At 56.1% G+C, this 13,155-nt stretch carries 9 protein-coding genes and 2 tRNA genes; 3 read left to right on the forward strand and 8 right to left on the reverse strand.

The window, feature by feature from the left end:
* Positions 1-2 precede the first annotated feature (2 nt).
* The 8 genes from treY to HMPREF1628_RS02700 form a co-directional block, all read right to left on the reverse strand.
* Positions 3-2,504: a malto-oligosyltrehalose synthase gene (gene treY / locus HMPREF1628_RS02665; protein WP_034507488.1), complete on the reverse strand. Its 2,502-nt coding sequence runs from the start codon at positions 2,502-2,504 to the stop codon at positions 3-5.
* Positions 2,497-4,614 carry a glycogen debranching protein GlgX gene (gene glgX, locus HMPREF1628_RS02670; protein ID WP_034507490.1) on the reverse strand — a complete coding sequence of 706 codons (2,118 nt, stop codon included), beginning with the start codon at positions 4,612-4,614 and terminating at the stop codon, positions 2,497-2,499. Before glgX ends, treY begins: the two co-directional genes overlap by 8 nt.
* A gap of 101 nt (positions 4,615-4,715) precedes the next feature.
* A complete protein-coding gene (locus tag HMPREF1628_RS02675) occupies positions 4,716-5,792 on the reverse strand; it encodes an ABC transporter ATP-binding protein (RefSeq protein WP_052038806.1) in 1,077 nt (358 codons plus the stop codon).
* A gap of 14 nt (positions 5,793-5,806) precedes the next feature.
* Positions 5,807-7,414: an ABC transporter permease gene (locus HMPREF1628_RS02680; protein WP_034507496.1), complete on the reverse strand. Its 1,608-nt coding sequence runs from the start codon at positions 7,412-7,414 to the stop codon at positions 5,807-5,809.
* A complete protein-coding gene (locus HMPREF1628_RS08605; protein WP_198030389.1) occupies positions 7,411-8,415 on the reverse strand; it encodes an extracellular solute-binding protein in 1,005 nt (334 codons plus the stop codon). Before HMPREF1628_RS08605 ends, HMPREF1628_RS02680 begins: the two co-directional genes overlap by 4 nt.
* A 75-nt stretch (positions 8,416-8,490) precedes the next feature.
* Complete coding sequence (locus tag HMPREF1628_RS02690) at positions 8,491-9,867, reverse strand: MFS transporter (protein WP_034507499.1); 1,377 nt, start codon at positions 9,865-9,867, stop codon at positions 8,491-8,493.
* A 115-nt stretch (positions 9,868-9,982) separates the two neighbouring features.
* Complete coding sequence (locus HMPREF1628_RS02695) at positions 9,983-10,657, reverse strand: response regulator transcription factor (RefSeq protein WP_034507501.1); 675 nt, start codon at positions 10,655-10,657, stop codon at positions 9,983-9,985.
* Positions 10,654-11,328, reverse strand: coding sequence for a sensor histidine kinase (locus HMPREF1628_RS02700; RefSeq protein ID WP_198030390.1), 675 nt, complete (start codon positions 11,326-11,328; stop codon positions 10,654-10,656). Before HMPREF1628_RS02700 ends, HMPREF1628_RS02695 begins: the two co-directional genes overlap by 4 nt.
* Before the next feature lie 287 nt (positions 11,329-11,615).
* Between HMPREF1628_RS02700 and HMPREF1628_RS02705 the strand changes: the two genes are divergently transcribed.
* From HMPREF1628_RS02705 to HMPREF1628_RS02715, 3 genes are all read left to right on the forward strand, one after another.
* Positions 11,616-11,688 (forward strand) — tRNA-Gly (locus HMPREF1628_RS02705).
* A 1-nt stretch (position 11,689) separates the two neighbouring features.
* Positions 11,690-11,764: transfer RNA gene (locus tag HMPREF1628_RS02710), tRNA-Val, on the forward strand.
* Positions 11,765-11,989: 225 nt separating this feature from the next.
* Positions 11,990-13,093, forward strand: coding sequence for a prealbumin-like fold domain-containing protein (locus HMPREF1628_RS02715; RefSeq protein WP_156956849.1), 1,104 nt, complete (start codon positions 11,990-11,992; stop codon positions 13,091-13,093).
* Positions 13,094-13,155 lie beyond the last annotated feature (62 nt).

Consider the following 13,155-nt stretch of genomic DNA (forward strand, 5'->3'; position numbering starts at 1 on the left):
GTTTAGCTTTCCTCAATCTTCTTGAGTACGGATACCGGGAAAGTGTCGAGCAGATCCGTAGCCGGTGTCGCTCCGCCCTGGAAAACCTCGCCGGTGAATACGTCTTGCCACGATCCATCGGGCAGAACCACCGAGACTTCGTCCCAACCGCCGATCTCATCGAGGGCGGCTTTCCGCCTGGTTGCAACCGTGACTACACGCGGCTCGCCAGCGAGCGTACGGGCAAACGCGACGCAGTGGCCTGACGATGTGGGAAGCGCCTGGTATCCCGAGTCCTTGGATACGAAAACGCTAGGCAGGTCTCGGCGCAGGCGTAGTAGTGATGCGGTGATTAGCATCTTTTCTTCATCTAGGTTCTGCGGGGACGAGGCAAAAACCTTGTCCAGCATTTGTGCGAGCCCCGGGAAGTCTACCGGTCGACGATTGTCAGGATCCACAAGGGAAGTCGCGGTGATCTCAGTGCCCTGGTAAACGTCGGCAACGCCTGGCAAAGTTAGTTGCAACGCTTTCATCGGGAGGATGACCGAGCGCAGTAAGTCCGTGTTGGACTCACACCACTCGTCTAAAAGCTCAATGATCTGCGGATCAGAAATGATTGCGCAGGCGTATTTCAAGAACTCCTGTTCGCGGCGCTCATCGGAGCTGGTCCACGAGGTCCACTCTTTTTGTTCCCGAATCGCTTTGGTGAGATATCCGGTCAGCCTATCCGCGGTGATCCGATCGGTTGCTCCCCACGTGCCCACAATCGTTTGCCACATGAGGTTTTCCGCGCGTCCATCAACATGGGCAGGGCGGTACTCGCGCGAAAGGGCGCGCATTTCGTTCAGCAGGCTAGCCCAGTCTTTGGAGCGCTGCGAAAGCAGCGAAATGCGGGCGCGCACATCCTCGCCCCTCTTAGTGTCGTGCGTTGTGCCGCACGTCATGGTTGCCGTCCAGTTGCTTTGGAGTTTGGACTCAAAGGCGTGGAAACGGTCAATGTCAAGGCTAAATACCTCGGGCGTAGACCCCACCTCATTAAGGGACGTCATGTGGGTCCAGCGGTAGAAGGCAGTATCTTCAACGCCCTTAGCTTGTACGGCTCCGCAGATTTGTTGGAAACGTACCATCACTTCGCGGCGCCGCTCATCGCTTACGTCTAGGCCAGCGGAGCCAACCTCGTCACCAAGAACGAGGGCAACGATAACGTCCATTGCGTCATCTAGATCATCATCGAGTCGGGTGCGGGCACGCGCAGCAGCGTCTTCAACAACCGCGCGCGTCGCATCGGAAACGGGTTCGAGCGCGGCCACGTAAGCGCGGTAGCGGTCAAACTCGATTACGAGTTCACGCAGACAATCGATGAGGGAGCGGAACGTGTAGTCGCGTAGACGAATGTCTTCCTGACAAATCTGCCAGATTAGAGTGCCAACCCGGCGAACTTCTGCCGCTAGCGAGGTGTCAATGATCTGCGCTTTAGCCGCGCGAATGATCGATGGAAGTGAGGAAGGTGAGTCGCCGGCAATGTTCTGCATGATCGCTCCAAGTGGCATAGCGCCGGCTGGCTCGGTGAGAAGCGCGTGTAGTCGCCACGCCGTGTCATAGCCGGTGGTGCCAGCCACGGGCCAGTTGGAGGGCAGATCTTCGTCGCCTTCAAGAATCTTTTCGGCAACAATCCACTGGCCGCCCGTGGCCTCGTGCAGCCGTTTGAAATATTCGGTTGGGTTTGCGAGGCCATCTGGGTGATCTACCCGCAGACCATCGATGTACCCGGTTTGGACCAGGTTGAGGATTAGCGCGTGGGTGGCTTGGAATACTTCCTCTTGCTCTATGCGCAGGCCAGCTAGTGTGCCCACGTCAAAGAATCTGCGGTAGTTCAGCTCTTCGTCGGCTACCTTCCAATGCGCCAGGCGGTAGTGCTGGCGTTCGATGAGCACCGAGAGGGGAAGTGATTCGGTGCCTTTGGCTACGGGGAACACGTGCTCGTAGTATGTGAGAACCCACTGCTCGCCGTATTGAGGCTCTGTGGGGACCACCATTTTTTCAAGTTGGATCTCTTGGTCTGCCAGTACCTGGCCAATGCGTTTACCAAGGACAGGCATCAGTATGGGGGAGTCGAGGTCAACGTCGAACCAGTTCGCGTAGCCTGACTCGGCGCCGTGTTTAAGCACGGACCACATGGCTTTGTTGTGCCATACGGGTGTGGGCACGGCCATATGGTTTGGAACAATGTCAACGATGACGTGCAGCCCCAGTTCGTGAGCGCGATCAGAAAACGCTTTAAAAGCTTCCAATCCGCCGAGCTGCACTGAAATGTGGGTGTGGTCCACCACGTCATAACCGTGCAGGCTGCCGGGCGCCGCCTGCAGGATGGGCGAAAGATAGACGTCCGTTACCCCTAGATCAACCAGGTAGGGAAGCACCTCCTCGGCCGCGCTGAAGGGGAAGTTCTCGTTCACCTGGAGGCGATACGTGGATATGGGGGTGCATTTTCCTTCCGCTGGAAGGTGGGGGTGTGGATTATTCATCTTCGTTACCTCGCGGGCTCCTAAGTATGAGTATCGACCTGGCCGTCACATTCACCTTAGCGCTGGCGTCATGTTTCGACTCGTCCAAGTCATCAGCCGTGTTAAGGACTGTGCTCCAGGTTTTCCCGTAGGTTTGTTTGGGAAGGGTGAAGTCAATGTCCTCGGGAGAGGCGTTAAAACAAAGAATGAAATCATCGTCGATGATTTCCCGGCCCCGCTCGTCAGGTTCATTGATTGCGAGGCCGTTGAGGAAGATCATGGTGGAGCGCGCCCACGCCTGGTCCCATTCCTCTTCTGTCATGTGGTGGCCGCTCGAGTTGAACCACTCGATTTCACCAAGGTCGGATTCGCCGCCGCGTTTGGCTAGCCCTTTGTAGAAGCGCCTCCGCCTGAACACGGGATGATCATGGCGCAGTGCAATCACGCGGTTCGCGAAAGCTAGTAGCTCCTTTTGCTCGGGGTCGAGTTCCCAGTCCACCCACGAGATCTCGTTGTCTTGGCAATACGTGTTGTTGTTGCCACCTTGGGTGCGCCCCATCTCATCGCCGTGCGAAATCATGGGCACCCCCTGCGAGACTGCGAGAGTGGTGAGGAAGTTGCGCTGTTGGCGCAGCCGCAAGTTGATGATCTCGGGGTCATCGGTGGGCCCCTCGGCTCCATGGTTCCATGACCGGTTGTTCGATTCGCCGTCGCGCCCGCCCTCACCGTTGGCTTCGTTGTGCTTGTCGTTGTATGTGACGAGGTCGCGCATGGTGAAGCCGTCGTGGGCGGTTACGAAGTTAATTGATGCCATCGGCAGGCGGCCAGAATGCTCGTAGAGATCAGCCGAACCGGAAAGGCGGGAGGCGAATGCCGGCAGGGAAGAGAATTCGCCGCGCCAGAAGTCGCGGACGGTGTCGCGGTACTGGCCATTCCATTCGGACCACAGGGGAGGGAATCCGCCCACCTGGTAGCCTCCAACGCCCACGTCCCACGGTTCTGCGATGAGTTTGACCTGCGAGACGATGGGATCTTGGTGAATGAGGTCGAAGAAAGCGGAAAGGCGATCCACCTCGTGGAATTGCCGTGCGAGAGTGGAGGCAAGGTCAAAGCGGAAGCCGTCCACATGCATTTCGGTTACCCAGTACCGTAGCGAATCCATGATTAGCTGCAACACGTGGGGAGAGTTCATTAAAAGCGAGTTGCCAGTGCCCGTCGTGTCGAAGTAGTGCCGTTTATCCTCGTCAACGAGGCGGTAGTAAGCGGCATTGTCGAGGCCGCGGAATGACAGGGTTGGGCCCATATGGTTGCCCTCAGCGGTGTGGTTGTACACAACGTCGAGGATTACTTCGATACCGGCTTCGTGGTAGGCCTTGACCATTTGTTTGAACTCTTGCACCTGCTGGCCACCCCCTTGAGTGGCGTAGGCGTTGTGGGGAGAGAAGAACCCGATGGTGTTGTATCCCCAGTAGTTCGACAACCCTTTTTCTTGCAGGTGCGGATCGTTTACAAACTGGTGGACCGGCATGAGCTCCACTGCGGTGATGCCAAGCTGCGTGAGGTGTTCAATGACTGCGGGATGAGCCATGCCGGCGTACGTGCCTCTAATTTCGTTTGGAATATCAGGGTGACGTGCCGTCATACCTTTTACATGGGCCTCGTAGATGACCGTGTTGTGGTACTCGTGGTTTGGTGGGCGATCGTGACCCCAATCAAAAAATGGGTTAATAACGATTGAGACCATGGTGTCTGCAATCGAATCTGTTTCGTTTCGCTCATCCGGATCCTCAAACTTGTATGAGTAAAGGGATTCCGAGGTGGTTACCTGCCCGTCGATCGCTTTGGCGTATGGGTCAAGTAGAAGTTTGGTGGGGTCGCACCGGTGCCCATTCTCGGGGTCGTAGGGTCCATATACGCGGTAGCCGTAGCGCTGGCCGGGCAGTATGCCGGGCAGGTAGGCGTGCCACACGTGGGCGTCTACTTCGGTAAGCGCGATACGTTGTTCATTGCGGTCTTCGTCTAGCAGGCAGAGCTCTACCGAGTCTGCCACAGAAGAAAATACTGCGAAGTTCGTTCCCGTACCGTCGAACGTTGCGCCGAGCGGGTAGGGTTCTCCAGGCCAAATTTGCATGCTTCTAGCGTGTCATATTCTTAGGCATCAAACCATGCGATGGCGAAGCTTTGTTTATTTTGTTGCATAAATCGTATTTGATGCGGCCAAGGCGATGGCCGCTAGTTTTGGGCAGGTAATGCCCAAAGTAGATCCTCGCGTAGCGTGATACTGACACGATCTCCTTCGCTACCGGCAAGCTCGTTGGCTCGAACATCGGCGCTGATCGCCCCGCGTTCGGTTTCTATGCGAAGCCGGTAGGTTTCGCCCGTGTATGTGCTTTGAACTATCTGTCCGATGTTGCCGCGGATAGGAAATCGGGAGGCAGACTTGGCAGGCTGGATATCTACCGAGTCGGGGTATCCGACGATGACGATCGGCACGCCCTCCCCCTCGTCGATGTTAGGCGATGCGGCGATGGTCAGGTCGTTGCCAAGAACATGCGCGCTCGCCACCACCTCACCGGAAACTAGTCTCTTCGTATTCGCTAAGGTGGAAATGATCGTGGTTGCACCAAGGTGTTTAGCGATTGAAAGGGTCGCGGGCCCGTCGTGAATCTCTTGTGGCAGATCATCTTGCGCGATGGCCCCGTCTTTCATGTAGACGATGCGGTCTGCGATAGAGAAGGCTTCTTTCACGTCGTGTGTGATGTATATGGACGCGCAGTTCATTCGTTTGTGTACGCGTAGGATTTCGCGGCGCAGGGTTTTGGCCGAAAATGCGTCAACGTGAGCCAGTGGCTCATCAAATAGGAGTACTTGCGGCCGGCGCACCAGGGTTCTGGCCAGCGACACCTTTTGGCGTTGACCGGTGGAAAGCTCTGCCGGGTAATGATCTGCCAAGTCACGGATGTTCAACACCGTCATTGCCACAAGAACCTGCTCGTCAGGAGTCGAATCGAACAGGTCGCGATTTACAGCAAAAGCGATGTTTTGTTGTACAGTCATGTGGCCAAAAAGTGCGGGCGAGTCCATGACCATGGCGCTGGGACGCTGCTGGGGCGGCAGAGAGCTAATGTCTTTTTCTCCCATGCGCACCATGCCCGAGCTTGGGCGCGTAAGGCCGCTAATGACTCGCAAAAGTGTGGATTTGCCCGCGCCGGAGGGGCCAAGGAGAACAACAAGTTCGCCTGGATGGACCGCAAGATTGATGTCTTGAAGCACGCTACGGCCATGACGGTTGAGGTTCAGATTTTGCACGCTCAAGCTGGGTTTCAAAACTGGCTCCCTCGGCTCCTAGTGCGAATCCTGAGTAGCAGGGATGAAATAAACAGTAACAGAAAAATGGTGGCAGAGATTGTGAGGGCGAGGAGGGCGGCGGACCCAAATTGTGCGTGGTCAATCAGCCGGTATAGGTAGGGTACGAGCAACGGTGTGGATGGAGAAGTGACCCACATGATGGGGGCAACACTCACAGCGCTAACGGCAAGCACGATGGTGATGGACATAGCCACAGATTGGCGCAACCAGGTTTGCGCGCTCACTCGAGCCGCCCGCGCAACGCTTGCACCAAGCATGAGGGCGGTTTCGAAATCCTGCCTGGGGAGCACTCGGCCGTAGGCGCGTACACTCACGTAGGTAAGCGGCGCGCTCAAAGTCAGGTAGGCTGCGACGGTTAGTAGTGACGCCATGACCGGTTGCGCCGTTGAGGATAGGTTTACCGCAAGATGCGAGGAGGGCCCGTAAGCGAGGCCGAGCGCGCTTCCTGTGGTGGCACCGGGAACCATCAGGGCCAGGCCGAAGAGCATATCAACCACCTGGCGGCCGGGCCGGCGAGCTTTCAACCAAAGTCCACTACCGGCAATCACAATAGAACCGACAACCGTGAATAGCGAGATAACAAGCGCAGTGGTGATCACCATGGGGGATGAGGAAGTCTGGTTCTTTCCCGCCCGAGCAACCATGAATACCACTGGAGCCGTGGTTACTATGGCCAAGGCACTTACCGTAGCCACCCGTGGCCAGAGCGCCAAGCCCACCGGCTGAGAGAACGAAGTGCGGTTACTATCTGGTTCGAAACCGCGAAACGCGCCCAGCAGGTCGCGCGATTCCAAAGCGCGAAAAGCTATAGCTCCAAGCCCGAGAGTCGTCATCAGCAGAACCAAGGATATGCGCGCCGCCCCGCCGGTGTCACCGAGCGCTGTTGTCAGTGTCCACACCGCCCGCGAGGCGTTTGGATGCGGATATGACAGAAGGGAGGGAACCACCGGATCAGAGACGGACAGAATGAAGACCACCAGCCAGGCAAGGGGTAATCCGCGCCGCATTCTGGGCCACACGGTGTGCCTAAAAATCTTCCATTCGCCAGCTCCGTTCACGCGACAAATATCAATTAGCGCTAGCGGAACCCTTAAAGTCGATAGGCGCAGTAGCGCATAAGCATAGGGCGACAAAGCCAAAGTGAATGTAAATATTACGGCGAGACGGCCGAAGAAGGGAGGGAAGAACCCCGGATCCAAAATGCCTCCGCGCCCCACCCCGCGCCAAACAGCGGCCCCGATTACAAATGGGGAAAATGTTGCGGGAATAAGAATGATCACGTCAAAAATGCGGGAGAGGGAGCGGGATAAAGATCGGTTAAGGGCGGTCAAAATAGTTGCGAGAACAGTGGCAATACAAGCAACTATAGAGCTGTCAAGCACTGACCAAAACACGGGTTCCAGCACTTCGTTGCCCGCCACATTTGTCTTGCTTACTACAGCACTAAGAATCAAAACGAATGCCGGATAGCCAAAACCAACCAACATGCTAGAAACCAGAATAATGGTAGCGATCGTGTCAAAGATCGCGGGCATGCGAGCTTGTAGGCGCCTCCAACTCATTTCGAAAACTCCAGATGATTCGCTGCCCATTCCATCCACCGCGCCCGATCTTGCGCCACCTCATCTGAAGTCGCATCCATGATGTTCACATTCGACGTTGCCAAGAGACTCTCCAGATTGTCCGGCAACTGCCTACTAATCGGACTTTGGGAAATACCGGCCTTCGCCATGGCTTCCTGGCCAGACCTGCTCGATAGCCAGTCCAACATTGCCTCACCCTCAGCTTGGGAGCGTGTGCCCGCAAGAAGTCCAGCGCCACCAACTTCGTAAAACGTGCCCTCGCTCGGATACGTCACATCAAGCCGCGCCCCGGACCCAAACCGCTGCTCACAGTAGGGTGCGAAGGAAATTGCGACTGCTGCGTCCCCCGCCGCAATCACGCTCGCGGGCGCAGTCCCCGAGTGGGTAAACCGCGCGACATTTGCGTAAACCTTTTCGAGGTGGTCATCCGCCTCGGATCCAAAAATTTTCGCCTGCGTCCATAGCGCGGTGAACGCGGTACCTGAAGTGAGGGGAGAGGACGCCGAAATCCATGTTTTGAGGCGCGGATCTTCCAAGTCTTTCCAACTCGTTGGGCGGGGGAGATCGTTTGCTTCGATGACTTCTGGGTTTGTGCAAATAGCCAGTAGAGATCCGTAAACGCCAAACCAAGCTGCGTCTGCGTCTTTAAACCGCTCAGGGATGGTAGCAAAACCCGTTGGCCTGTATTGCTGTAGGAGGTTTCGTTCCTTAGCGAGGACGTAGCCGTCTGAGGGCCCGCCCACCCAGATGTCGAACTCAGGTTCGCCGCGCGTGGAAGTTAGACGTGCGAGGGCTTCGGAAGTGGGTAGGCGCAAAAATCGGGTGGAGATACCCGAGTCGTGTTCAAAATCTGCACGCCACTGTTCGCATACAGATTCGTCGTTAGAACACAGGAATATGAGCTCGCTTGTCGGCGCGCACGCCGCAGTGAGGAGGGCACACATGAGGGCGCCCATCACCAAGCGGAGTCGGATACGCATGGTGTAAGTGTAGCCAAGTGGGGCGCGGTAAAACCGCGCCCCACTTTGATTCCCATTCATCCAGGTGGATGTCTACTAGGCCTGGTGGCCTGCAGTTCGCTGCGCCATTAGCTTCTTCTCGTCGCGACCAACGATTGCAAACAAGATCACGGTGATGATGGCGAAAACAATGAAGCAAATGAAGGTGGCGTCCCAGCCAAACTTATGGACGATGATGCCAACGCCCGTAGAAGCGAGGGTAGCGCCAAGCAGATAGCCGAACAGACCCGTGAAGCCTGCTGCGGTGCCTGCAACGTTGCGGGGCGACAGGTCGATTGCCTGGAGGCCGATCAGCATGACCGGGCCGTAGATGAGGCCGCCGATAAGGCCAACGAGGGTGATAAGGACCCACATCGGGGTGCCAACCGGCATGAGCCAGTAGGCAGCAATGGCGACTGCAGTTGCAATGGTGAACAGAATGCCGGTGCCGGAGCGGTAGCCCTTAAATACGGAGTCGGATAGCCAGCCACAAAGGATGGTGCCAAGGATGCCAGCGAGTTCGAACACGGCGTAGCCAACCAGGCCAGAACCAATCTCGGCGTGATGCTTGTCGGCGAGGAACACAGTGATCCAGGAGAGCACGCCGTAGCGTAGTGAATATACGAATACGTTCGCAACCGCAAGCATGACGATGGTGTGATTGGTGAGAACGTGCTTGAAGATGAGTTCCTTCGCGGACATACGCACGCCATCGTCTACGCTGACCTTAGCCGGGTCGTCGCGGTATTCCTCGATTGGGGGCAGGCCGATTGATTCAGGGGTGTCGCGGATCAAGAAGAACGCGATTACCGCAACGATAAGGGCAACGACGGCCGGTACCCAGAAGGCTGCCTGCCAGCTGTTGGAAGTCCAGGCAAGACCAACACCGATCAGGGCGGGAAGAGCTGCGCCACCAACGTTGTGGGCGGTGTTCCAAAGGGAAGTTTTCCAGCCACGTTCTGAGGTGGAGAACCAGTGAACGAGTACACGCCCGCACGGGGGCCAGCCCATTCCTTGGAACCAGCCGTTGATGAACATAACGGTTGCGAAGATGCCAACAGAGGCGGTAGTCCACGGTGCAAATGCAACGAGGAGGTTCATTACAGCCGAAAGTGCAAGGCCAAGGGGAAGGAAGTAGCGCGCGTTCGAACGGTCGGACAGCATCGCCGAGAAGAACTTGGACAGGCCGTAGGAGAACAGCACAGCGTTAGCGATGATACCGATGCCTACGGTGTCGATGCCCGTATCTTTCATGAGGAGCGGAGCGACCGCAGAAATGTTGTTGCGAATTAGGTAGAAGCCCGCGTAGCCGATGAAAATGCCAAGAAATACTTGGAGTCGAAGGCGGGGGTACATGTGGTCAACGACGTCCTGGGGTAGGCGCTTTGCCGGTGCGGGGGCGCGCAGCCACTTTGGAATCGAAGAGTTGTTCATTTGGCACTCCAATGTGCAGTCGAGAATTGAACTTAGCCATTTGGCCTACGTTCCCAGTTTGACTGTGGGGGAGTAACACCTTCGCGTGCGACGGTCACACTTGGTAACAGCTTTGTTACATAGACAGTGTGTAGCCGCGTCCGCGTACTGATTGGATAGTGCTTTCGGGTAATCCCGCTGCTTCCAGCTTCTTTCGCAACCGGTAAACCGTGGTTTTCACCATGTTGCGCCCTCCCGCAGTCGCTGCGGTGTTCCACACTTCGTTGAGGAGGGTGCGCACAGGCACAACTTCACCCCGGTGATTGAGCAGGCAGCGAAATAGTTTTCGTTCGATTTCAGAAAGGTCCACCGCCGTCCCGTTTACGTATACCGCGTCCATTTTGATCATTACCGGCCCGACGTTGGTGACGGGCTCGGCCGGCGCGGGCATGGTACGGCGAACGATTGCTTTGGCGCGAAGGATTAGTTCTTGGGGCGAAAACGGTTTCGCAATGTAGTCGTCGGCTCCCGCCTCAAGGCCAGCAACGCGCTGCGCGGTGTCACCAAGCGCTGTGAGCATAATGATGGGCACATTCGAGCTCGCTCGAATCCGTTTGGCGAGGGTTGCTCCGGAAATGTCGGGCAGCATGAGGTCGAGGATTACGAGGCTAACCGGCCGGCTTTGGAAGAGTTGCCATGCGTGGGCAGCGTCGTGCGCGGTGACTGTGTCAAACCCGGCTGTTTCGAGGGCGAAGCTGACAATTTCTGTCATTTGCCTCTCGTCATCGACAACGAGTGCAAGGTATTTCATTTGCGCTTCCTAACCGGCTGCGTTGGAGTGTTTGGGAGGAGAACGTGAATGGACGTTCCGCGCCCCCACAGGCTATCTACAAGCACTTCTCCGCCGTGAAGTGTAACGATTCTATCGACGATTGCGAGGCCGAGGCCGGCGCCCTGCCCGGCGGGTGTTTGTCCGTTTGCTCCGAGTTGCTGGAATGGAACGAAGAGTGTGTCTCTTTCGCTGGGATTGATTCCGGAGCCGAGGTCACGAACTTCGATGCACCTGCTATTCGCGCTGGGGTAGGTGTGAACAAGGATTTGGCTGTCCGCCCCTGCGTGACGCACAGCGTTATTGATGAGGTTCCAAAGCACGTGTTTTATTAGGGCAGGATCGGCGGTGATGGGAAGCGGTTCGCCAGAGTCGGTCAGGAGGATCGGAAAGTCGTGGATTGAGCGCATCTCTCGGGCAGTGTCGCGAGTAAGCTCGCGCAGGTCAAAATTTTCGAGTGCAAGGTACCCCTCACCCGCATCGAGTTTGGCAAGTGTGAGGAAGTCTTCTGCGGTTGTGATGGCATGTTCGGCGTTGGCTTGGATAGTTTTGGTGAACTGTTTTTGCTCTTCGGTGAGGGGGCCTGCTGATTCAAGGAGCTCAGCCGCCCCTTTGATGAGAGAAAGCGGCGTGCGTATTTCATGGGCCAGCACATCCATACTTGGAACAACTGTCGCGCCGCTGGTTGGCTTTTTATTCTTTCGGTGCTCGCGCCATGCAAACGGTATGAGAATCGTCGATATGAGCGCGATCAGGCCCAGAGAGCAGAGCCAAATGTTTAAAGAGGGCGTAACTAAGATCACCGTACCTATCTTTGCATCTAGATGAGTTTTGCGCGAGTAATCCGCAGAATATAGCTGTTTTGGGGCGCGGTTGTGTTGGTTTTGCCAAAAGCTAGAATGTCCGTTAAGCTTGTCGATGTTCATTAAAGGACACTTACGCGGATGTGGCTCAGTTGGTAGAGCATCACCTTGCCAAGGTGAGGGTCGCGGGTTCGAGTCCCGTCATCCGCTCGGGCGATTGGCGCAGCGGTAGCGCACTTCCTCGACACGGAAGGGGTCACTGGTTCGATCCCAGTATCGCCCACCACTAAAGCGGCTCGAAGGAGTCGCTTTTCTCGTTTTGCTTTGTTTCCCGCAAACATAGGCATATAGTCCTATTGCACCCATCCGTACGCGGACATCATCTGGAATCTTAGCTACTTCAGATGTGTCCACAACACTTTGAAGGTGAAGACCTTGACCGATTCAAGATTCTTAGTATTAAAATGAGGGCTCGCACTGACGCTGAGTGCGATGCTATTCGTTTACGCTTTTGGTTTTTAATACCATTTCGTCTGCTCCCGCACAGGCAGCTGAAAGACCGTTCCCTGACTACGATCTGAGCTTTGAATGGATCCACGGCCAGGTCGACGAAAACTGGAAGCAGGGCGATCCGGGCGATGGCTGTATAAGGTCCGATGAGAACGAAGTTACGCGGCTTTCACACTTCGGTTTCAAAGCGAAACTTAATCCATGTGATGGCGTGCGCACCACGATGAAGTTCAAATACGACACCGTTGATCCGGACATGGCTCCAACGCTTAATTTCCGCCTTGGCGTGACGTGGCAGTACACCAGAAGAAGTGACAACGACCTACCTATCCTTGAAGACGGGCGCATGGATATGCCTGGTTATGTTAAGTCCGAGGCGCCAAACTTCGAGCTGTCGTATCACAAGACGCCGGGCGTAGAGACGCAGCACATGTATTTCACCTATAAGAAGAATCCGGGCACGTTCAAGCTCTCTAAGCAAGCTGAGGACGGCACCGCTCTGGCGGGGGCAAAGTTTGAGCTGTATCAGCTGGTCAACGATAAACCATCCCCCTGTGGTATTGAACCAGATTTGACCAATACGGAAGAGATTACCGTTTGCCCGGTGCGCACCCCGTCCTCACCGAGTGAGCTTCAGGAAATGCTCAATACCGCCCCGGCCAACTGCGAAAGCAAGCTGGTTCGCAAGGTTGTGCTAGAAGGCTTCAACGCAGATGGTTCGTTTGCAACCGGTGTGGATGGTACATTCAAGCCCGCTGGAAAACCTGCCCTGGAGCCGGGCAAATATTTTGTCCGTGAAACTAGTGCCCCGAAGGATTATGAGATCCTGAATGAGTACATCCCGTTTGAGGTTCCACTTCAGACGGCCGAGGACAAGGAAGGCAACTTGGTGTCTGCCCTCGTCCCCGCAAACGTAAACGTTAAGAACTACAAGACTCCGCCTCCTCCAACCACGGAGCCGAGCACGGAGCCACCCACACAGCCGACCACTCCGCCTACTCCGCATCTGCCAAAGACAGGTGTAGCGCCCATGTGGCCAGCTGCGGTGATCCTGTTCATAGCAGGAGCAGTCCTCACGGTCATTCGGAGGAAGAACGCGCAGTAACGGTATGTATGTGGCGTGAATCGTAGCGACGCCAATTGAATCGGGTGCCCGGTATCTACCGG

This window comes from Actinomyces sp. S4-C9 (genome assembly GCF_000758775.1).
Taxonomy (GTDB): Bacteria; Actinomycetota; Actinomycetes; order Actinomycetales; family Actinomycetaceae; genus Gleimia; species Gleimia europaea.